The following is a 20,125-nucleotide window of genomic DNA, read 5'->3' as shown; positions in this document are numbered from 1 at the left end:
TCCATATGAATGTAACAATTTATTTTTTTTCTTGAAAACCATTGATTTTTATCCTCAGGAAGAGTAAATTATCTTGAGATATTCAATTAGTTTTTTTGAGATTGGAAGGATGAAAAATGAATTGTTGGAAGACCATTAATCTTGAAAAGGATTATGGTTATACGAGAATGATGATTTCAGCCATATGTCTGACTGTATTTTTTTTCATTATGGCATTTTTATGTTTTCAACTGACTCATCCTGAAACGAGGCTCAGCAGTCACAATGCACCGCTTTTTATCGTGCTTTTACTTGCGACATTGCTTGTCCACCGCGTGGTTCACTTGATCCCAGTCATGAAACATAAGAAAAAAATGACGTTATTTAAACGAAATTGCTGGCAGCGCGTGCCTAAGAGAGTGATGCTTTTCTCACTGCTCAGCCCGTTTTGTGTCATCTCACCTGTTTACTTTGTTTTAGGAATGGCATTTCCAATGTACGCACACTATTTTATCATGATCGCAAGTATTCATGCAGGCTATTGTTTGCCTGACTTTTTATTTGCTTGGAAACTGCTAAAAGCGCCAAAATCATGCATCATTGATCAAGCCCAAGACGAGTTTGATATTTTAGTTGACCCAACTTCCTCATCATGAGGTTTTTAAAGCCAACTTCTATCTTTTTCATAAAAAATTTGGTAATGTAGTATGGGAATAGCATAGAGAGGGGGGATCTCCGATAGTTTTATTTTACTTCATCGTCTTTGCCGCGTTTATTGTGTATTCAATAAACAGGCTTACTAATACATTATGCCTTGTCAGAGAGATTCCTGAAGAACGGCAAGATAAGGTGTTTCGCTTTATCAATGTATCGATACTGATCTTACTGATCTCATCATTTGTTGAAATTACCATATCTATTTAAGATCAAAGCAAAAGCTGCCTGTTTGATGGCAGCTTTTTGTGTATGATGATCTATTAGCAAATCCAAGATGCACCGATAATGATCAATAAGATAAATAATACGACGACTAGTGCAAAACCGCCAGCAAAGACTTCTCCTCCCATGTGAAAACACCTCCTGCCAGTTCTTCCTCTGTTCTAAGCTCAGTGTATGCAGAAAATTTTAAAACGTTTAGGCACTTGTCATCGTTTTAAAAAAGAACCGCCCGCACGCATGGCAGGACGGCTCCTTTCTGTCACAGCGATTTAATTAATAAAGATATGCTGCACCAACGATGATCAGCAAAATGAATAGCACGACCAATAAAGCAAACCCATTAGAATATCCTGCTCCCATATAATTCAGCCTCCTTTTTGTGATCAATATATGTGTATGTTGGTCGCAAAAATTTGACTAGACGAATGCCCTCCCATTTGCATTTCTTTTTACAGCATGTCACAATATGTTATGATACAAGCAATGATAAATAAATTGGAAAGATTAGGAGTGTTTTTTGAATGAAAAAAATGGCTTTAGCAGCTGTAACAGCAGTAAGTGTTTTAACTCTTGGCGCATGCAGTAGCGGTGACAAAGAAGTGATCGCAACAACAAAATCAGGAGATGTCACAAAAGAAGAGCTTTATACAACACTTAAGAAACAAGCAGGTGGAGATGCTTTAAACCTACTTGTTCAACAAAAGGTTCTTGCTGACAAATACAAAGTATCAGATAAAGAAATTGATAAGAAATTGGAAGAATATAAAAAGACACTTGGTGAAGATCGTTTAAAACAACTTCAAGATGAATTCGGAAAAGATTACATCAAAGATCAAGTAAAATATGAGCTGCTGACTCAAAAGGCTGCCAAAGCTAACATCAAAATCACTGACAAAGAAGTAAAAGCGTATTACGATGACCTAAAAGGGAAAATCCGCGCAAGCCACATTTTAGTTGCTGACAAGAAAACAGCAGATGAAGTAGAAAAGAAATTAGATAAAGGCGAAAAGTGGGATGACCTTGTATCTGAATATTCAACTGACACTGCTTCAGCAGCACAAGGCGGCGACGTAGGCTGGTTCGCAAAAGAAGGCCAAATGGATGAGAACTTCAGTAAAGCTGCCTTCAAACTAAAAGTAAATGAAATCAGCAAACCAGTAAAATCTCAATTTGGTTACCATATCATTAAAAAGACCGAAGAACGCGGTAAATACGATGACATGAAAGCAGACTTGAAAAAAGAACTGCTTGATCAAAAACAAGCAGACAACAATGAAATTCAAACGATCTTAAACAAATTGGTGAAAGATGCTGATGTGAAAGTAAAAGATAAAGAACTTGAAAATACATTCAAAGAAAAATCTGAGCAAACCACACAACAAACACCAAACCAATAATGAACGAAAAACCCCTCTACATGAACTTGTAGAGGGGTTTTTTTATTCTTATTGATTATGCAATCGAATGGTCCTCATGCTTCGCCGTTTCCTGGGATCGTTTCATTTGCTGTCCTTGACGTCTACGCTCTCTCTCCTGCTCCATTCGTTCGATAAAGATTTCTCCCTCTTTTTCAATAAAGGATTGATCAATCTCTTGCTCCTCTTTGGCTGTCGTCATTAATTTATAGGCACAAAAGATAATACCAATGATACATGCATATACCCACCATGGAAAAAATAACATTGTCTTCGCCTCCTTTTTCAGGACTAATCTCTCTTCCTTTGTGTTACATGCTTATGCGAAAAGAAGACAAGTTATGAAAAAAAACGCCCGCATCAAACGGGCGTTTTATCATGAGGATTCATTGTGAAAGGTTGGTTTATAAAACGAACGATTCTCTAGTGCAAAAATACGCTCTGTATATTCTCCTGGCTTCACATGCTCAAGCGCACGATCCATCATGTTCATTTTTGCATCTAAATTATCTATATAGTGGAGAATTTCGGCTTCCTTCACCATTGGTGGTTTAGGACTGCCCCACTCCCCTTTTCCATGATGACTCAGCACTAAATGCTGCAGAATCAGAATTTCCTCAGAATCAATGCCAAGCTCCTCTGCGGCTTTCGCAATTTCTGTCACCATAATAGAAATGTGGCCAATTAAGTTCCCTTCTACTGTATATGTGGTGGAGACAGGACCCGAAAGCTCTTTGACTTTCCCTAAATCATGTAGAATGATCCCTGAATATAAAAGATCTCGATCTAGTGATGGGTATAGATCAACAATGGATTTCGCTAAATGAAGCATCGATACCACGTGATAGGCAAGACCCGAAACAAACTCGTGATGGTTTTTCGTAGCTGCTGGGTAATCAGCGAATTCCTGTCCATATTTCTTCAGCAAATGTCTTGTGACACGCTGAATATTAGGGTTTTTCATATCAAAAATATATTGCATGATGGTATCCATCATATCGTGCTTTGGAATAGGAGCTGTTTCTAGAAAATCATCAATGCGGATTTGCTCGTTTTCAGCAACAGGACGTATATTCCTAAGCTTCAGCTGATTCCTTCCGCGATAATGATGAATATCACCTACTACCTTCACAATGGTTTGCGCAGCATATGTGAGTTCATCATTCTGCTTTGCATCCCATAGCTTCGCCTCAATATCTCCACTTTGATCTTGAAGAATTAACGTTAAAAATGGTTTGCCATTACTCGCAATCCCTTTAGTAGATGATTTAATTAATAAATGCAGGTCAACTTGTTCGCCGACGTCATAGGTCATGATCCCTTTAGCCATTCAATAAATGCTCCTTCCATGTTTCTGCTCATATAAGTATAACACAAGTCATAATTTGTCAATCATTCCACTGCTAAGCTCGTAATCTGCCCGTCTTCCGCTGCTTGTTTCATATAATGATGACAAGTGAAATAAAACAGCTGTGTTTCAAAACGAGTGAGTTCACTCATCAGCTCCAGCACCCTGTCTAGACGGACATGATCAAAGTGAACGAAACTGTCATCCATCATAAATGGGAGCTGACAATCTTGCTGGTGGGACAAAGCAAGTGCAAAACGAATCGAGAGATAAATTTGTTCACATGTTGCTTGTGAAAGCTCCTCCGGGCGGAATAGGCGTCCATCCCTCCGTTTCACAATCAGCCGGTCATCTTCGGCAGAAAATAAAATCACTTCATATCGATCATTCGTTAACGGCTGAATAAATCGGGAAGCTGTTTGGAGGAGTGCTGGTAGCCTCGTTTCTTTATGCTCATTGAGTTTCTCTCGAATGACGGAACGAACGAGCTGTATAGCCGCCCATTTTTTCGCTAGATGCTTTGCCTGCTCCTGCTCTACAGCAAGCTGATGAGTCAAATCAGACACTGTACCTGATGCTTCTATTTGGCGTATTTCTACTGCTAATTCTGCCAAGCGTTTTTTCATATTCGTCACATTCTCTTGCATGTCATTCAGATGTCTTTTTGCTTGTGCACACTGCTCCTCAAGGGTGCGTAAACCTTTACGGACAATGACCTCTTCCTCATCTATATAACCGCTTTTGTGCAGCTCTTGGTTCAGCTGCTGCAAATTGTACAGCCGCTCCCGGTATTCTTTGGATAGATGAGATAGGACATGATAATCTTCTTTTGACGCTGCTTCTACTTTTCGAAAAAGCTCGTCCGTTTGTTTTTCATAATATTGAACTTCTCCTTCTAATGTTGTCAGCTGCTGCTCTACATGTTGAATGGATACGTGCAATGTCTGACGTTCTTTTTCTCTTTTTTCCTCATCTTTCAATATCTCTTGAAAGGCTGAGATATTCTCTTGAATGGTCCCTTCTTTTCTTTGAAGGAGACTCATGAGCGCTGAAACTCTTTGCTCGTAGGTCGATTGCTGCTGTGTGAGCATCTCTATTTCCTTGTTAAGCGCCTCATATGCCGCTGTATTCGCTTTTAATTGTTTCAAGATATGGAAAGCTTCCACAAGGAATGAGAGCTCTGAGGACAAACCCAGCTGCCTTCTCATATCTTCTACTTGTTGCTGTACAGGTTCCAGTTCCCGCTCCCAGTCTTCATATTGCTGTATCATTCTTTCGTATAAAAGCTCCTTTTGCTTCACTAGCGTTTCAGCTGAAGCTGTTTGAACTTGAAAGGAATGATAGGCGTTACTGTCGTTTGCTTCCTTCATCTGAGTCTGTTTAAGCACTGGATAAATAGCGATCAAGATAAATACGGAAAATCCTGCAAACAGTAACGTCACCCAGCTCTCTGCTAAAACGAATAAGACCGTGAGAATGACAGCACATAGCACGAACATCAGCGGGAATAACCACACTCTGGAATGATTCTGTTTCACTGTAGCCCTTGTGCCCCTGACATCTTCTGCATCTTGCTGTTTAACGGGCTGCTCCTTTAATCCTTTTAGAGCGGTTTCCGCTTCTTCCAGCTCATGTCTTGCATGATCAAACCGGTCATCGAGCTGCGTTTTCCTATCCATTAAACGAACGTATTGGCTCACAGCCTCTTTTAATTCCCACTCAAAGTCAAGTGAATCATCCAGCTGGTCAAGCTTGATTGGACGATGCCACTTCAGCTTCGCTGATGCTTCTTCTATTTTTTGTTTCAAAGAATTCTGCTCTGTTTTCCCTGCTGCTAAGCGTTTCTTCACAAGTTCAGCATCCGATGATTCAGCTATGACTCGCTTCATCTCCAATACCGTATCCTTGTCATAGAGTGGCTGAATTTGCGTGAGCGACGTTTGCAAATGATCTAATTTTTGTTTCAGTGCCGTCACTTGCGCCTTTTTTGGGTGAAGGTGTGATTCTAATTTATCAAGTTCATGCGCGGTTTCCGGTCTAAACCGTTTGACTCGTTCAGGATAACTAGCCAAATCTTTTTTTAACTCTATCTTGTTTTCTATCATAGGATAAAGTCGAATATGTTCCGTCAAAAGCTGAATCTCTTCTTCAGTCTGTCTCATTTCATGCCGAAGCATTTCTACCTTCTCGGTTAATTCAGCTTGTTCTTTTTTCTTTTCGGTATAACGACTTTCTACCAATTTGGCCTGTTTCAACTTACCTGACAGCTCTTTTACATGATCAAGCTGCTGATTTAATTCAGGCTTACGTCCATTCGGTTTAAAAAGCTGCTCCTGCTGTTTTAGCAGCCTGCTGTCCATTTTGGATGCCGCATCTGAGCCAAACAAACTTGAAAAGAGTAGAAATTCCCCTATTTGATCTTGATTTAATGCTTGTACATTTTGCAGACCAAACACGTCAAAAGAATAGATTGATTGGTATAATCTGCGATCTGTTCCCTTTAACATCGCATGTAGAAACGCTTCATCTTTCACTTCACCATTTGGCAGCAACACCTGAGCTTGGCCGCCATGATCAGATGTTCTTTCAATATGAATCACACCTAATTCCTCATCAAAACATGTAAGAGACCCGCCATAAAATGAGCCATGCTTTGGCTTATACATATGGCTTTTGGAAAAACCAAATAACATCGATTCAATAAACGCCTTCAATGTCGTTTTCCCCGATTCATTCAGGCCATAAACTAACTGAAAACCGTCATCAGAAAAGTGGAAGGTTTGATTGGAAAATTTCCCGAAATTCGCAATATGGAGTGAACGTATTTTCATCATACCTCTCCTTTTCTCATAAATGCTTCAGCTGTTCTGCCAGCAGCCTTTGTGCCTCTTCTTTAATATCGATCTCGTCCTCTTTTGTAAAAGCTCTTCCTGCCTTTCTATAGGTTGGATGACGCTTGATCGGTGAAAGCAGCTCATCATACGCATCAAACTCGGCAATTTCTGCTGTTAGTTCTGTCAAAAAAGAATCTTCTAGATAGACGGCATCTTCATGTGTCCGGCAGTCAATCGACATCACCCAAACAAACAAGTCTTCATCTTCCTCCTGTTCATGAAGAACAGCCATCAGCTCCTCAAGCACTTCAAGCTGCGTGAGCTCCATATAAGCAGGAGCATCGCCAGTTAGTTCGATTTTCACAAAATGAGGAACACCTCTCTCTTTCAGTCCACTCATCTTTTTGTCCACAAGTATCACAAGATCGGTCATATGAGCGGTATGTGTGATATCTATTGTCAATGTCTCAAAAATGACATCTGAACAGCTCATAAACTCCGCTCTTTGAGCATCTTCAGATAGGTAAACGACATAACAGCCTTTCTCTCCTGTTTCTTTTATATGTCTTCCTTGCACGTTTCCAGGATAGATCACCATTGGGTCTTCATGCAGAAGAGCCCGCTTATGAATATGTCCAAGCGCCCAATAATCAAAATCCCGCGCTAGAAGCTGCTGTAGCTGAAATGGTGCATACGCATCATGCCCTTCTTGACCTGCTAAAGTGCCGTGAAGCATTGCAATATGATAGGGGGCATTTGTTGTTTTTTCATAATAAGGTGTCATATTTTCATGGACAGCTCGCTCTTTGTAGCTGAACCCGTAAATACTTGCCACAAGCTGACCTTCTCTATAAAAGGCTTGCTCACTTGGCGTACTGCTCAAAAAAACGTGAACATTCTCTGGCCACTCAATTGGTGTCCATTCACCACCTAAATGATCATGATTACCATAAATAATAAACACTTCAATCCCGTGTGATTGTAGCTGAAGAAACTGATTTCTTAAAAAAAGCTGTGCTTTTAGGCTGCGATTCGATTCGTCAAATATATCTCCGCTCAGCAGCATAAAGTCTACTTCTCGATCAATTGCAAGTTCAAACATGTTCTTGGCACTTTGAAATGTACTTTCTTTCAACCTCTTAAAAATTCGGTTCGGTATATTGGACATTCCCGCAAACGGACTATCTAAATGAAGATCTGCGGCATGAATAAAAGTGAGCTTCGTCAAACGTCTATCTCCTTGTACGTTACTGTAGTTGTCCATATTTTATCACGCCGTTTTTACGAATGCACGTTCTATCGCTCTCATTCTAAAAAACACATTTTTAGGGGTGAAAAAAGAGGTTTTAACTTCCTCCTTGTATAATTCATTAAAAAACAAGAAGAAAGGGAAGATCAGAGATGGAGAAAACCTACTATTTGACTGTATTTGATTCGTCAGGTGAAACCTTATTAAACGAAAAAATCACCACAGATAGTGATGAAAAAGCAAAAGAATTAGGACGTCATCGTTTAATCGAACAACAATACACAAAGCATTCTCACCGGCTCGTAAATGATGCAGGTAAACTTCTTTTATTTGAACGTTAAAAAAGCCGGCATCCGCCGGCCATTCATTCTTCTATTTAATGAAACACAGGACGTCTTTTTTCCAAAAACGCTTGAACACCCTCCTGATGATCACGGCTTTGTCTCAGTCTAGCTTGTGCAGCACGCTCTTTTTGAAGAACGGCTAACAGCTGTGATTCTGACTGCTGAAAATAAATCATCTTTGTTTCAACAAAGGCTTGAAGCGGCATATTTAAAAATGGCTTGACGCACGCTTTTTGATACGTATCCACCTCATCTTGAAACACGCCGTCTGCAAGGCGAAGCTTGAGCGCTTCTTCAGCCGGCAGCTTTTGTCCGCTCCAAATCAATTGTTTAGCGGTTTGTTCACTAACTCTTTTGGTGAGGAAAAAATGCCCTCCGCCATCTGGGATTAACCCGATTCCATTAAAGTTCATGGCAAGTTTAGCATCTTGATGCATAAACAAATAGTCACAGCTAAGGGCAAAGCTAAAAGCAAGACCAGCCGCTGCCCCGTGGACAAGTGCAATCGTCACTTTTTTCATACTGGCTAAAGAAAGTGTAATTCCCTCGATCAAATCCATCACGCGATGAAAATCTTCTTCACGATCTTGCTTTAGCATCATGCCAATATCTCCGCCTGCTGAAAACCCTTTGCCCATCCCCTTAAGAACAACAATTTTCGCACTGCTCTCACTCGCTGTATCACACGCTTCCTTCAATTCAGCAAACATGTCAACATGAAACGAATTATACGCTTCAGGTCTATTGAAAACGATTTCAAAAATATCCCCGTCTACCTGACAATTGATATATGTCATCATCCATTCCCCCTCTTTCTTTTCAAACTCATGACTTACTTCAATTTCCATCAAGCAATTCCTTTTCCTCTACATAAAAAATTTCAAGATCAACTGATACTAAAATAAGCATAATTGTTGAAACGAGAAATATATTTTTATATAGTAAAATAAGAAATAAAACATCATATGAAAGGGGGAGAATGATTGATAAGAAGTTCCATATGTATATTGATTAGCTGCATCGTCATGTTTTCTCCCTTTTCAAATGTCGTTTTTGCTTCACAAGCAGAAGCGAGCACACCAAGCCTGATTTCTCCATCGATTTATGATGAAGAAATCAACGCTGTGAAGACACCTCCATTTTCAAAAAAACATGCATCATCTCTTCTGTTAAAACAGAGGTTATCAATGGGCGCTTCAAAAGCTTTTCTTGTAAAGCTTGCATCAACCACAGCGTTATCTATTGATTTATGTTTTTTAGAAATGAAGTGTGCAATCCCCATTATGTACCAATCAAATTACCTCGACTGATTCATTTTATTTCATCCGTACTCACTATATGAAAAACAAAACCTATCATATTCGGAGGGATAAAATGAACATTAAAGAAAATGATCTTCCTGGGATTGGAAAGAAATTTGAAATTGAAACGAGAAATAGAGAAAAGATGACGATTGTGATTCATGATGATGGCAGACGGGAGATTTATCGTTTCGACGATGAAGATCCAGATGAAGTACTGTCCACCATTTCTCTCGATGATGCTGAAGCCCGGCAAATTGCTGCCATTATTGGCGGTATGGTGTATAAGCCGCAAGCACTTGAAACGATTGAAATGGCGTTCAATGATTTGATCATTGAATGGTTTAAGGTAGAAAAAGACGCAAAAGCGGTTGGACATACACTCGGCGATTTAGATGTGAGACAAAATTATGAAGTCACCGTCATTGCGATCATTAAACATACAAATGAAAAATTACTCAACCCCGGTGCCGATTCGATTATTCAAGCAAATGATACGATGGTCATTTCAGGCGAAAGAAAACACTTGAAGCGATTGATACGTGATTTTCTTTCTAGAGGGGGAGAGTGATGAATGGATCATTTAGTCTTTGAAGTTGGAACGGCGCTTATTCTCATCGCCATTGCCAGCTTAATCGCCAATAAAATTAAATTTTCTATCATTCCTTTTCTCATTGTCCTCGGGATGATTGTTGGTCCGCATGCACCAACCATCGGGATCATTGATTTGAAGTTTATCGAGAGCACCGAGATTATTTCGTTTTTTGGTAGAATGGGTGTCCTGTTCCTTCTATTCTACCTTGGGCTTGAGTTCTCTGTCGGCAAACTCATAAAATCGGGTAAATCCATTGCAGTCGGCGGATCTATTTATATTTTGATCAACTTTAGCTTAGGATTGCTTTATGGGTTTATCACAGGCTTTGGATTCCTTGAAGTCCTCATTATGGCAGGCGTTATCACCATTTCATCCAGCGCCATTGTCGCCAAAGTCCTTGTCGATTTAAAACGGACAGCGAACCCTGAAACAGAGTTAATTCTTGGGATTATTATGTTTGAGGATATTTTTCTCGCCGTCTATTTATCTGTCGTATCCGGTCTTGTCCTTGGAGATGCCACGTCCGTTGGCGGTGCCTTATTATCTATTTTAATCGCTTTTGGTTACATGATGATTTTCTTTATCATCGCACGTAAGCTACCAAAACTATTAAACAAACTATTCGATATCCGTTCAAATGAAGTATTTATCATTGTCATTTTTGCCGCTTTGTTCTTCGTGGCTGGTTTTTCAGAGACGATTCATGTCGCAGAGGCCATTGGCGCTCTCTTACTCGGTCTTGTGTTTTCAGAAACAGAGCACTCAGACCGCATTGAACATCTCGTTGTTCCTTTTAGAGATTTCTTTGGCGCCATGTTCTTCTTCAGCTTCGGATTGAGTATTGATCCATTTACATTAGGAGATGCCTTCTGGCTTGCGATCGGCGCTGTCATTCTCACCTTAATTGGGAACTTCACCGCCGGGATGTTTGCTGGAAGAAGAGCCGGTTTCTCTCATAAAGCTTCTTCTAATATTGGATTAACCATCGTATCAAGAGGAGAGTTTTCCATCATTGTAGCCGAACTTGGGATTGCAGGCGGGCTTGCCGCTACATTGAAGCCATTTGCTGCATTATATGTATTAATCCTTGCGATTTTAGGACCGCTAGTGACGAAAGAATCAAAGCGTATCTATCAAATCCTAAACAAAATCTTCAAATGGAAAACTGAAAAACCAAAAGTAAAAAGAGAAACAACCATTTAATTGAAAAGGGCCCAGTGCTGGGGGCCCTTTTTTTATATCTATTCAAATTGCTGAAATGCTGTTTCTTGCTTCACTTGTTCTTTCGTATCCCCGCGAATGGTTCGGATGACTTTCTGATTGCGGTAGATCGATAGTTTTAAATTGGTCGCCGCTGTTCCATGAGAGTGATCGAGGTTCGTGAATGTAAAGAAATGATGAGACCGTTTGTCTTTAAACACAAGCCTGAAGTCGTCTGTCACTTTAAAATGCTCATCGCTTTCCCATTCAATCAATGGTTCATATGCGCTAAACCATTCCGGAATATTAGGCGTATATCCTGTAGCCAATACCACATGATCGGCTGTCATTTTCTTTTCTTTCTTGAGCTGCCATTGTTTCAAATGCAGCTCTAACTGCTGCTCATCCTCCATATGTATCGCTTCAAGCTCAGTCATTGGCTGAATGAGTACAGAAGGCTCTTCTCCTGAAACGGAGCGATGGTACAATTCCTGATAAATACGAGAAAGCGTCGATGCATCTATGCCATTCCTTAATCCTGCCAGTCTAGGCAATGTGTTCATTCGTTCTTCATAAGGAAGGGAATGAAAATATTCAACATACTTAGGTGTAAATAGCTCCTGACCAAGCTCCGCTGTCTCTAGTTCTCTAAATTCACTTGAACGTGTAAACCACGAAAGCTGCTGTCCTTTCTTCTGATGCTGAAGCAGGTCTAAGAAAATTTCAGCTGCACTCTGACCTGAACCAATCACCGCCACCGTTTCAGTTTCATGAAGTTCTTTTTGTTGATCTACATAACGACTGCTATGGGTCACATGCGGCAACGCAGCTTCTGGCACATCGACAGGGACCATCGGCTTGCTTCCCGTTCCAAGGACGACATGCTTTGCACGATATTCAGAAAGCGCCCCATCTTTCAACCGCCGAACTTTTACAAGATACCCGTCTTCACAGTCGGTCACTTCTTCCACCTTCATCCCGAACTGACAGCTATCTAATTCACCTGCAACCCATGATAAATACTCATTGAATTCTCTCCGGGGGATATCAAATTGTTCAAATGTATAAAATCGGTGAAGCCTGTTTGATTCATGTAAATAATTTAAAAATGTATACTTGCTCCTTGGATTAGCCATTGTCACAAGGTCCGCTAGAAAGGAAACTTGTAAGTCCGTTCCTTTGATGAGCATACCAGGATGCCAAGCAAATTCGGTTTCCTGTTCAAAAAAACAGCATGTCACATCTTCATACTCCTCTAATAAAGCGGCCAATCCTAAATTTGCTGGCCCAATCCCAATTCCGATCACATCCATCATATGTACACCTGCTTTACCTTTTTACCCCCTATATACCCTTTTACAAATGAAAAAAACACTGCGTCACCGCAGTGTTTACATGTGAGAAACAAATAATGACTCAAGAAACTGAATCTTCTCTTCCGTATAGTGCTCATAACGATCATTATAAGACTTTGGATCTTTTGGATTGGCATACTGCGTAATTTTTCCGGTTCGCGGATCAATGAATTTACTCGCAGCGCCGCATCCAATGCCAATGATCGTCTGCACCTCTTCCATAATGATAATATTATACAAACTTTCCTGTCCATCTAACGAATACCCGACATTTTCGAGATTCCCCAAAATGTTTTTTTGTCTGTATAAATAGTACGGATGATAGTCATGTGCCTTTGTCCAAGCAACCGCTTCATCCATCATACGTGTGATCTCTTCACGGTCTGCCACTTGATACTTTTCCTTATTGCGGGTCATTTCAGACGCTCTCTTAAAGGAAAGGGTATGCACCGTTAAAGATTCAGGCTTCAGTTCTTCTGTTTGCTGCAAGGAATGTTGGAATTCCTTTAGCCCTTCTCCTGGCAGCCCGATGATTAAGTCCATGTTAATATTATTCATGCCATACTGCCTTGATAAATGATACTTTTCAATCGTTTCTTCCACACTATGGTGCCGGCCAATCGCTTTCAATGTTTCATTCTCATATGATTGCGGATTGATACTAATCCGGTCAATATGATAACGGTTGAGCACCTCCAGCTTATCAGGTGAAATCGTATCAGGTCGTCCCGCTTCTACAGTGACTTCCCGAATATGTTTCACATCTGGAAAAGAGCGATACATCTCCTCATACAGCAAATCCATTTCTTCTGCTGTAATACTCGTTGGAGTACCTCCGCCAAAATAAACAGTCGTCACTTTAATCCCATGTTCCTTTAACCATTCGCCCATTTTTTGCATCTCATAATGCAGCCCAAAAAGAAACGTTCCTACTCTTCCAGCTTGTCCTTGAATGGCATAAGCAGGGAACGTGCAATAAGCACATTTTGTTGGACAGAAAGGAATACCGATATAAATACTCACTTCCTCCTGCAGATCGTACAGATCTGGAATGGCTTTGATTTGACGATCAACAATCTCCTGCATCAAATTGATCTTTTCATCATGAATCAAGTAATCGCGCTTTAACGCTGCATGTGCTTCTTCCTTTGTCATGCCTTCTCTTAGCATCTTATGAAGTAATTTCGTAGGGCGTATCCCCGTAAGAATCCCCCATTTTTGCGTCATTCCTGTATATTCCTGTAGCAGATGTAAATAAACAGACAGCACAGTGTTTTTGATTTGCTTCCAGCGCTCTTTATCGTTCAAGCCCTCCGGCATCTCTCTTGTAAAACAACTCGTCATATCTGATCCAGCAATATGGCCAGAAGCCTCCACCATACCGCCAGTTTCTTTACAATCAAACACCATGACCAGGCCATCGTTCGCTTCACCTGAATCAAACAGCACTTCACTATCTTCCTCGAATAAATTGGCTATATTGACAAGCGGTCGATGAAATCGTTCATTAGACAGCCCTTTAACTAAAATTCGCATCATATCACCTTTATCTTCAAACTTGTTTCATTTTACAAAATTCATCTAGGAAAAGCAATGAAGAGAACAGACGAAGGCCCTGCCATTTCTTAATAGACAGGGCCTTCACTATATTATCGTTTAATATCAAATTGATGTAAAAAACCTTCCCTTTGCTGCATTCTAAAGTATTCTTTGATCATATAAGCAACACCCTGTTCATCATGAGAACGTGTCACCCAATCGGCTTTACGTTTGACCGAATGAGGTGCATTCCCCATCGCAACGCCTAAGCCAGCTAACTCAAGCATCGGGATGTCGTCTGTCCCGTGACCGATCACGACCGTATCTTCTAATGTAAAACCTAGTGCTGAGGTTAAAAGAGAAAGTCCTGCTTCTTTCGATACCCCTTTGCATACAATGTTCATTTTCTCATCACTGATCTTAATCAGATCAACAGATGGGAATGCTTGTTGAATGGTTGTGTGGATTTCAGGCTGAAGTGCTGCCGTCGAATACACTTCAATGACAGGTGTGCTAACCGGTTCATCCATGAGCATATCACTTAATGATTCAACAAATTGAACGGGATAGAAAATGGGATCAGACGGATGAATCAACGTTTTTCCCATCAGTTGAGACTGTGTTTTTTTCCGATTGCCGATTGAGAATTTTTCATGTAACAAGCGAACATTACAATCAAAGCTTTCAAGGATCTGCACAAGATTAAATGTTTTCTCTTCCGTTAATTTCTTCACATGGAGCGGCTCATCAAGCTTATCAGCGATAAATGCACCACTATGCGTCACAAGAGTTGAAGTTGGTATTTTCAACGCCTTGGCAATTTTTTGTGCAGATCGAAAATGACGGTTGGTGACAATCGTCACGTAAACCCCTTTTTTCTTAACATATTCCACAGCTTCTTTTGTAGCGGAATGGATTTTCCCATTGGAACGAAGCAACGTTCCATCTATATTGAGTGCAAGTAGCTTTTTTGACACTGAGGCATCCCCCTTCTTGATGACTGTACTTACGATGAGGATATGCCCTAGCTTAGCGCTTTAGAACATGCAGTTGAAGCAGCCCTTGTTTTATGCCACAATCGCAAATAAAAAAAGCCTACCCCTAGGCTTTTTTTTATGTATGGTTTGGATGCGTAACAATGGCGTGATGAAGCTCCCCATGATCCCCTCATCTTTCACACACCAAAGCATTGCTTATATCATATCCCCTTATGCTTTGCTTTTCTCCCAGAAGCGCTTCTCTCTCATTTGGCTCATCGCCGTAAATCCAAAGTGGAACGCACCCAATTCATCACGATAGCGCTTTTTGAAAGCACTTTCAATAAGTATTATCGCAGAATTTACGAGCTTCGACAACCCTTTTTTTAAAGATATACAAGCGGCGATATGAATGAAAAAAAGGGCGAATATGATCGCCCTTTCAATTAATTTTCTTCAGTATTTCCATAAAGCTCTTCAAGAGGCTTCATGATAATTTTATTTAATTCACCGATGAGAACACTTACGCGTTGTTCTGCTTCCATCAACTGAGAGATTTTATCATGCTGCTGCACAAGTGCAACCGTTTTTTGCGCTTGCTCTACTTCTTCTTGTGTAATCTCTTGACCAGTCATTTGTTTTTGTTGAAGGTTTACTTGAATGTCACGGAAGTTCTCAAACATTCTTTTAGAGGATTCATCCCCGTTTACCTCATCATAAAGATTTCTTAACGCTGAATATTCTTCGCTATGACGCAGTGCTTTTTCAAGGTCATATGCAACATCATAAAGATTTACAGACATGTTATGTCTCCTTTCTATCCGTTATCACCGATATGGATCGGCGGACACCACTCCACTATAACAAACTATGGCTTTCGTTTCACATATATACAATAAATTCATCGAAATTTCTCGATCTTGCCTTAGAATAAGGTGACAAAAATCGCTTGGACAGCACCGATCAATCCACCTAAAAGACCGCCTAAAAATGTGATCATCTTCAGCTCCTTATTAGATATGCTGATCACAAGCTCTTCCATTTTTTCAAGCGGGAAAAGTTCAATTTGTTCACGAATAATTTCTTCAAATTGGAGCTTTGCGAGCAGTCCCTCAAGCGCATTAGATGCGGCTTCAATCCCTTTATCAATGAGAGATGGAGCAAACTTGGTCTTAAGATCATCCGCTACTGCACTGATGTAAACTCCTACTGGTCTATCTAACAGCACCTTTGTAGAAAAATGTGAAAGCAATTGCTTTTTCACACTAAATAGAAGCTCCTTCACATTCCATTTTTCATCAAGCTCATGTAAAGAAAATTGCTTTACCTTGACCCATTCTTGAACAAGTAAATCTGATAAAAACCTTTTTGTCTCTGCATTCTTTAAGAACTTCATCATTTCAGGATGCACGCGATCAATTAAGCTTGAATTCCCTAAAAACATTTGGACCATACTGCCAAGCATTCCTCGTTCTTTTAAGAAATCATCTATCATATGACCGAGTCTTGCTTTTCCCTCATCACTTTCAAAATAATGAATGCCTCTCTTTAAAATATAATCTGCGGCATCTGGAATTTTTGATGCAAGCTTATTTTCTACATCCTGTGGCAACAGCTCAGACAATGTTTGCTGATCATACTTTTCAAGCAGTGAGTGGAGCTTATGATCAGTCCACTGATGAAGCCATGCGTCAGCTTTAACGTCAGCCTGTGAAAAACCGTATTTTTCTAACATGGAGAAAACCGTCATTTCCATATCAGCACCTTTATCAATATATCGGTGCACTGTCCGCAATATCTCTTGCTTTGCCTCTGATGATTCAAATCGTTTTTTAATACCCTCTGGCGTTAGTAAATGCTCCATCACCATGACGCCAACCTGCTTGGCTACTTCATCTCTTCTTTTAGGAATGAGACCCGGTGTAAATGGGAGCTGCTTCCCAAATAAATAATATGGCTTATACGGACGAAAAAGCATTTTAATTGCGAGATGGTTTGTTGCTGCCCCTATCACTGCACCTATCACAATCATAAAGATAAACGTTGTGAATATATCCAAAGTCGTCATCTACCTTTCAAACAACACCTGAAGTTTATTGTTTTTATCTATACGTATTATAGTTGTTGTCAAGAGTCCAAGCAAATGAAGCATTCAATGTGACATATGAGACAACGATCTGTCGTAATGATATAGGAACGCCAAGTTTATGTAAAATCAACAAAAAGTGTTTTTCAGATGTTAAAAAAAGAATTTGAAAAGTAGGTGTTGTTTCATGACGTCAACGCTCGGCATTGTCGCTCTTTCTCCGAAGCATGAAGAAGCATTCACACATCAGCTTGCCAAAGCAGCCTCTTCTTTTGATTTAGAAGTTGTTCGTTTTTCACCTCTAGATTTAAAGCCTGCTTCAAATGTCATTCACGGTCAAAAATTTAAGACTGGCAAAGGATTTGAAGCGTCAGAATTTCAGATTCCTGACTTGATTTATGATCGTTGTCTTTATCAGCATGACGCACAATCTAAAAAAGCAAAACCTATCATGAATTGGTTAAAAAAGTATCCGAAAACCGTTTTTTTGAATACTGGAATTTCAAATAAAATGCGGCTATTCGAGCAGCTCCGTCTCCTCCCTTCTTTACAACCATACTTACCTGTCTGCTCTCTATTGACAGAGCCTTCAGACCTTCTCAACTTGGTCAGAAAGGGCGGATATTGTAAAATACAGCCGCTTTCTCAACAGCACGCAGCATCCTCTTGCTTCATTTCTTTAAAAGACAAATCACTCATTACTGTGCAGCTAAACGCTAAGCAAATCATCACCTTTTCACATTCAGCAGAGGTTGAGCGCTGGTGCAAAAAATATATCGGCCGATCTTTCCTTCAATTTTTTAACACGAATGATCAAAAAGACGTTATATTCAATGAAATTAGGATTTTTCTTATAAAAAATTCTCAAAATCAATGGAATAGCATGGGGATTCATACAAAACCATCAGTAGAAAACAGCCTTTTAAGCAATACACAAAATTCCATTCATGTGGTAGCCTTTGATCACTATTTAAACTCATTAAAGCCACACATCAAGGAGCTGTTGTTAGATGATATTGCCTCCATTCAATCATCTCTTCCAGCGTTTATAGACAAAACTTTCTCACCGTGTATTGAATTCGCTATAGACTTGCTTCATACAAATGAAGGCAGACTTTTCATCTCAAATGTAAGATCAAAGCCAGGACGATCCTCTTTTTTAAAAGCTTACCCTGAGAGGGAGAATCAATTGATTCAGACCATACTTGAACATGCCAAATCGATGATGGCTGAAGAAAAGGAGGTTCCTTATGAAGAGAAAACGCTACATCATCGCTCCTCATTCAGCAAGTGAAAAAACAGTATATCTCCCTGCTCAGTTTAAAGAGCAGGAGGCAATTTTATCTATTGCTTTAGGTTCTTGTTTAGTAGATGATTTCGCCATTTCCTATCATCATCAATCTCAAATGATTTTATTATCAGAAGACCTTTATCGCGCTTTATTCATTCCATACAAAACGAAAGCTGATGTCATATTAGTTCAACATACACTCTATATAGGACCTCTCATCGGCATTTTCACTGCAGGATTCGAACAAAATACAGCACCTTTAGGCGCAAGATCTTCCTATTTTATGAAATTGCTGCAATCTTGCAGGCAACATGCTGGTTTTGCATATCTTTTTGGTACTCATTCTATCGATTGGGATAAAGGAATAGTAGAAGGTTTTCTTTACCAAGAGGAGCGCTGGGTAAAAAAGCAGATGCCTCTCCCATCCGTTGTTTATGACCGGCTGCCTAATAGAAAGGCTGCTCAGTCGGCATTCATTCAAGAAACAAAACGAAAACTCACTCAAGACTACGATATCCCTTGGTTCAACCCTTATTTTTTTAATAAATGGGACATTCATGAACAGCTATTAACAGATGAAAAAACAAGCTCTTTCTTACCACATTCTATACGATTAGATCCTGTTGATGCTTTAAATAAAATAGAAACACTCCTTCATCTGCATCATGTCATTTATTTAAAACCAACAAACGGCAGTCACGGAGACGGGATTTATCAGTTAAAGAAGACGGAAAACGGGGTCACTGTCTGCTCAAATAAAGGGAAATCCACTTCATATCATTCCGTAGACCATTTCGTAAAAAAACTGCGGGAAGATTGTGCAATTCACGACTTGATTGCACAACAAGGCATTGAGCTTCTTCAAATAGACAATCAACCACTGGATTTTAGAATTCATACGAATAAAAATAAGTATGGTCATTGGACTGTTACAGCCGCTGCTGGAAAAGTTTCAGGAGATCACACTGTCACAACCCATCAACTGCATGGTGGTTCAGTAAAAACACTGTATGATATCTTTCCTGATGAAGAGAAACGTTTGAAGGTTTTGCAAGAGCTCTCTGATACTGCCCTCGCACTTAGTCGTGTGATAGATGAAAAAATGCCCGGTCTGATTGGGGAAATTGGTTTTGACTTAGGTATTGATCACTTAGGTGCTATCTGGATGTTTGAAGCCAATTCTCGTCCAGGCCGCGAGATTTTTCTGCATGCACCATTGAAACACTCAGAATGGCTGATTGGGAAAAGAATCGTTGAATACGCATCTTACCTAACACAAATGGCTCTTACTCCTATAGACCATGCAAACGCCTATTGATGTTTTCTTTTCATGTCTCTGAAATCTGTGCTTTCCCTATGCTCTTTTCATCAGATGAGATACAATAAAACCAAGTTCAAGGTTGTTTCCGTATTGTCGTGTGTATTTATTGTTTCATCAATAAAAGCAAGGAGGCAATGATGATATGATTTCTCATTTTCAATGGAAACCTCTCTTTAAAAAAGCGCAATTACCTGGCTGGAAAATATCCTTTTTTCATAATGGTTCACACTATGAAGGCATTTATCACAAAACGGGTGATATTGAATGGGGCTCTCAGCTTCCGCCTCATGAAGTTGAACCAACCTTAAAAGAAGAAATCCACGAATTAATGCTATTCCATGTGTATGATTAA

General features: G+C 39.9%; 22 protein-coding genes. 10 read left to right on the top strand and 12 right to left on the bottom strand.

What is annotated here, in order from left to right; translation table 11 throughout:
- Nucleotides 1-116: 116 nt before the first annotated feature.
- Together NSQ17_RS05155 and NSQ17_RS05150 are read left to right on the top strand one after the other, a co-directional pair.
- A complete protein-coding gene (locus NSQ17_RS05155; protein WP_008348895.1) occupies nt 117-635 on the top strand; it encodes a DUF3267 domain-containing protein in 519 nt (172 codons plus the stop codon).
- Between the two features lie 82 nt (nt 636-717).
- Nucleotides 718-903: a hypothetical protein gene (locus NSQ17_RS05150; RefSeq protein ID WP_072368131.1), complete on the top strand. Its 186-nt coding sequence runs from the start codon at nt 718-720 to the stop codon at nt 901-903.
- Nucleotides 904-956: 53 nt separating this feature from the next.
- Here the strand turns inward: NSQ17_RS05150 and NSQ17_RS05145 are convergent, their stop codons facing one another.
- Together NSQ17_RS05145 and NSQ17_RS05140 are read right to left on the bottom strand one after the other, a co-directional pair.
- The gene (locus NSQ17_RS05145) at nt 957-1,046 is read right to left on the bottom strand and encodes a YjcZ family sporulation protein (protein WP_017360317.1); all 90 of its coding nucleotides are present in this window, start codon (nt 1,044-1,046) and stop codon (nt 957-959) included.
- A 145-nt stretch (nt 1,047-1,191) separates the two neighbouring features.
- Nucleotides 1,192-1,278 carry a YjcZ family sporulation protein gene (locus NSQ17_RS05140; protein WP_008361129.1) on the bottom strand — a complete coding sequence of 29 codons (87 nt, stop codon included), beginning with the start codon at nt 1,276-1,278 and terminating at the stop codon, nt 1,192-1,194.
- Nucleotides 1,279-1,439: 161 nt separating this feature from the next.
- Between NSQ17_RS05140 and NSQ17_RS05135 the strand changes: the two genes are divergently transcribed.
- Nucleotides 1,440-2,315 carry a peptidylprolyl isomerase gene (locus tag NSQ17_RS05135; RefSeq protein WP_024719991.1) on the top strand — a complete coding sequence of 292 codons (876 nt, stop codon included), beginning with the start codon at nt 1,440-1,442 and terminating at the stop codon, nt 2,313-2,315.
- A gap of 55 nt (nt 2,316-2,370) precedes the next feature.
- Here NSQ17_RS05135 and NSQ17_RS05130 read toward each other — a convergent pair whose 3' ends face one another.
- The 4 genes from NSQ17_RS05130 to NSQ17_RS05115 all read right to left on the bottom strand — a co-directional run bounded on the left by NSQ17_RS05130 (nt 2,371) and on the right by NSQ17_RS05115 (nt 7,743).
- On the bottom strand, nt 2,371-2,601 hold the full coding sequence (locus tag NSQ17_RS05130) for a sporulation YhaL family protein (protein WP_017360318.1): 231 nt from the start codon (nt 2,599-2,601) through the stop codon (nt 2,371-2,373).
- A gap of 108 nt (nt 2,602-2,709) precedes the next feature.
- Entirely contained in the window at nt 2,710-3,663 is a 954-nt protein-coding gene (yhaM, locus tag NSQ17_RS05125; protein ID WP_007497151.1) for a 3'-5' exoribonuclease YhaM, read from the bottom strand.
- 62 nt (nt 3,664-3,725) lie between these two features.
- A complete protein-coding gene (locus NSQ17_RS05120; RefSeq protein WP_342468085.1) occupies nt 3,726-6,512 on the bottom strand; it encodes an AAA family ATPase in 2,787 nt (928 codons plus the stop codon).
- Nucleotides 6,513-6,528: 16 nt separating this feature from the next.
- Nucleotides 6,529-7,743 (bottom strand): DNA repair exonuclease, encoded by a 1,215-nt coding sequence (locus NSQ17_RS05115; RefSeq protein ID WP_327878699.1) that lies wholly within the window; start codon nt 7,741-7,743, stop codon nt 6,529-6,531.
- A gap of 173 nt (nt 7,744-7,916) precedes the next feature.
- Here NSQ17_RS05115 and NSQ17_RS05110 point away from each other — a divergent pair, with 173 nt between their 5' ends.
- Nucleotides 7,917-8,105, top strand: coding sequence for a YhzD family protein (locus NSQ17_RS05110; RefSeq protein ID WP_024719988.1), 189 nt, complete (start codon nt 7,917-7,919; stop codon nt 8,103-8,105).
- A gap of 35 nt (nt 8,106-8,140) precedes the next feature.
- Here NSQ17_RS05110 and NSQ17_RS05105 read toward each other — a convergent pair whose 3' ends face one another.
- Complete coding sequence (locus NSQ17_RS05105) at nt 8,141-8,956, bottom strand: enoyl-CoA hydratase (RefSeq protein WP_080673864.1); 816 nt, start codon at nt 8,954-8,956, stop codon at nt 8,141-8,143.
- A gap of 135 nt (nt 8,957-9,091) precedes the next feature.
- Here NSQ17_RS05105 and NSQ17_RS05100 point away from each other — a divergent pair, with 135 nt between their 5' ends.
- The 3 genes from NSQ17_RS05100 to NSQ17_RS05090 all read left to right on the top strand — a co-directional run bounded on the left by NSQ17_RS05100 (nt 9,092) and on the right by NSQ17_RS05090 (nt 11,207).
- Entirely contained in the window at nt 9,092-9,418 is a 327-nt protein-coding gene (locus NSQ17_RS05100; protein WP_342467918.1) for a potassium:proton antiporter, read from the top strand.
- Nucleotides 9,419-9,482: 64 nt separating this feature from the next.
- A complete protein-coding gene (locus NSQ17_RS05095) occupies nt 9,483-9,980 on the top strand; it encodes a cation:proton antiporter regulatory subunit (protein ID WP_017366937.1) in 498 nt (165 codons plus the stop codon).
- Between the two features lie 3 nt (nt 9,981-9,983).
- Nucleotides 9,984-11,207: a cation:proton antiporter gene (locus tag NSQ17_RS05090; protein ID WP_007497140.1), complete on the top strand. Its 1,224-nt coding sequence runs from the start codon at nt 9,984-9,986 to the stop codon at nt 11,205-11,207.
- Nucleotides 11,208-11,245: 38 nt separating this feature from the next.
- Here NSQ17_RS05090 and NSQ17_RS05085 read toward each other — a convergent pair whose 3' ends face one another.
- From NSQ17_RS05085 to NSQ17_RS05065, 5 genes are all read right to left on the bottom strand, one after another.
- Entirely contained in the window at nt 11,246-12,520 is a 1,275-nt protein-coding gene (locus tag NSQ17_RS05085; RefSeq protein ID WP_342467917.1) for a SidA/IucD/PvdA family monooxygenase, read from the bottom strand.
- A gap of 75 nt (nt 12,521-12,595) precedes the next feature.
- Entirely contained in the window at nt 12,596-14,095 is a 1,500-nt protein-coding gene (locus NSQ17_RS05080) for a coproporphyrinogen III oxidase (RefSeq protein WP_342468084.1), read from the bottom strand.
- 113 nt (nt 14,096-14,208) lie between these two features.
- Nucleotides 14,209-15,075, bottom strand: a complete 867-nt coding sequence (locus NSQ17_RS05075) for a Cof-type HAD-IIB family hydrolase (RefSeq protein ID WP_008348923.1) — start codon at nt 15,073-15,075, stop codon at nt 14,209-14,211.
- Nucleotides 15,076-15,521: 446 nt separating this feature from the next.
- A complete protein-coding gene (locus NSQ17_RS05070; RefSeq protein WP_008348927.1) occupies nt 15,522-15,878 on the bottom strand; it encodes a YlbF family regulator in 357 nt (118 codons plus the stop codon).
- Nucleotides 15,879-16,000: 122 nt separating this feature from the next.
- On the bottom strand, nt 16,001-17,134 hold the full coding sequence (locus NSQ17_RS05065; RefSeq protein WP_060780931.1) for a DUF445 family protein: 1,134 nt from the start codon (nt 17,132-17,134) through the stop codon (nt 16,001-16,003).
- A 214-nt stretch (nt 17,135-17,348) separates the two neighbouring features.
- Here NSQ17_RS05065 and NSQ17_RS05060 point away from each other — a divergent pair, with 214 nt between their 5' ends.
- The 3 genes from NSQ17_RS05060 to NSQ17_RS05050 all read left to right on the top strand — a co-directional run bounded on the left by NSQ17_RS05060 (nt 17,349) and on the right by NSQ17_RS05050 (nt 20,125).
- Entirely contained in the window at nt 17,349-18,455 is a 1,107-nt protein-coding gene (locus tag NSQ17_RS05060; protein ID WP_342467916.1) for a YheC/YheD family protein, read from the top strand.
- Nucleotides 18,412-19,770, top strand: a complete 1,359-nt coding sequence (locus tag NSQ17_RS05055) for a YheC/YheD family protein (RefSeq protein ID WP_342467915.1) — start codon at nt 18,412-18,414, stop codon at nt 19,768-19,770. Before NSQ17_RS05060 ends, NSQ17_RS05055 begins: the two co-directional genes overlap by 44 nt.
- A gap of 145 nt (nt 19,771-19,915) precedes the next feature.
- Nucleotides 19,916-20,125, top strand: a complete 210-nt coding sequence (locus NSQ17_RS05050) for a YheE family protein (protein ID WP_008348933.1) — start codon at nt 19,916-19,918, stop codon at nt 20,123-20,125.

It is taken from the genome of Bacillus sp. FSL W8-0629, assembly GCF_038593225.1.
Taxonomy (GTDB): Bacteria; Bacillota; Bacilli; order Bacillales; family Bacillaceae; genus Bacillus; species Bacillus altitudinis.
The sequence above is the reverse complement of the archived record's forward strand: the minus strand, read 5'-3'. Positions and strand labels throughout refer to the sequence as shown.

Coding starts and splice junctions, on each gene's coding strand:
- NSQ17_RS05085 (WP_342467917.1), bottom strand. CDS start 12,520: ATGATGGATGTGATCGGAATTGGGATTGGGCCAGCAAATTTAGGATTG.
- NSQ17_RS05090 (WP_007497140.1), top strand. CDS start 9,984: ATGGATCATTTAGTCTTTGAAGTTGGAACGGCGCTTATTCTCATCGCC.
- NSQ17_RS05070 (WP_008348927.1), bottom strand. CDS start 15,878: ATGTCTGTAAATCTTTATGATGTTGCATATGACCTTGAAAAAGCACTG.
- NSQ17_RS05095 (WP_017366937.1), top strand. CDS start 9,483: ATGAACATTAAAGAAAATGATCTTCCTGGGATTGGAAAGAAATTTGAA.
- NSQ17_RS05120 (WP_342468085.1), bottom strand. CDS start 6,512: ATGAAAATACGTTCACTCCATATTGCGAATTTCGGGAAATTTTCCAAT.
- NSQ17_RS05055 (WP_342467915.1), top strand. CDS start 18,412: ATGAAGAGAAAACGCTACATCATCGCTCCTCATTCAGCAAGTGAAAAA.
- NSQ17_RS05110 (WP_024719988.1), top strand. CDS start 7,917: ATGGAGAAAACCTACTATTTGACTGTATTTGATTCGTCAGGTGAAACC.
- NSQ17_RS05155 (WP_008348895.1), top strand. CDS start 117: ATGAATTGTTGGAAGACCATTAATCTTGAAAAGGATTATGGTTATACG.
- yhaM (WP_007497151.1), bottom strand. CDS start 3,663: ATGGCTAAAGGGATCATGACCTATGACGTCGGCGAACAAGTTGACCTG.
- NSQ17_RS05060 (WP_342467916.1), top strand. CDS start 17,349: ATGACGTCAACGCTCGGCATTGTCGCTCTTTCTCCGAAGCATGAAGAA.
- NSQ17_RS05080 (WP_342468084.1), bottom strand. CDS start 14,095: ATGCGAATTTTAGTTAAAGGGCTGTCTAATGAACGATTTCATCGACCG.
- NSQ17_RS05135 (WP_024719991.1), top strand. CDS start 1,440: ATGAAAAAAATGGCTTTAGCAGCTGTAACAGCAGTAAGTGTTTTAACT.
- NSQ17_RS05130 (WP_017360318.1), bottom strand. CDS start 2,601: ATGTTATTTTTTCCATGGTGGGTATATGCATGTATCATTGGTATTATC.
- NSQ17_RS05050 (WP_008348933.1), top strand. CDS start 19,916: ATGATTTCTCATTTTCAATGGAAACCTCTCTTTAAAAAAGCGCAATTA.
- NSQ17_RS05140 (WP_008361129.1), bottom strand. CDS start 1,278: ATGGGAGCAGGATATTCTAATGGGTTTGCTTTATTGGTCGTGCTATTC.
- NSQ17_RS05105 (WP_080673864.1), bottom strand. CDS start 8,956: ATGGAAATTGAAGTAAGTCATGAGTTTGAAAAGAAAGAGGGGGAATGG.
- NSQ17_RS05145 (WP_017360317.1), bottom strand. CDS start 1,046: ATGGGAGGAGAAGTCTTTGCTGGCGGTTTTGCACTAGTCGTCGTATTA.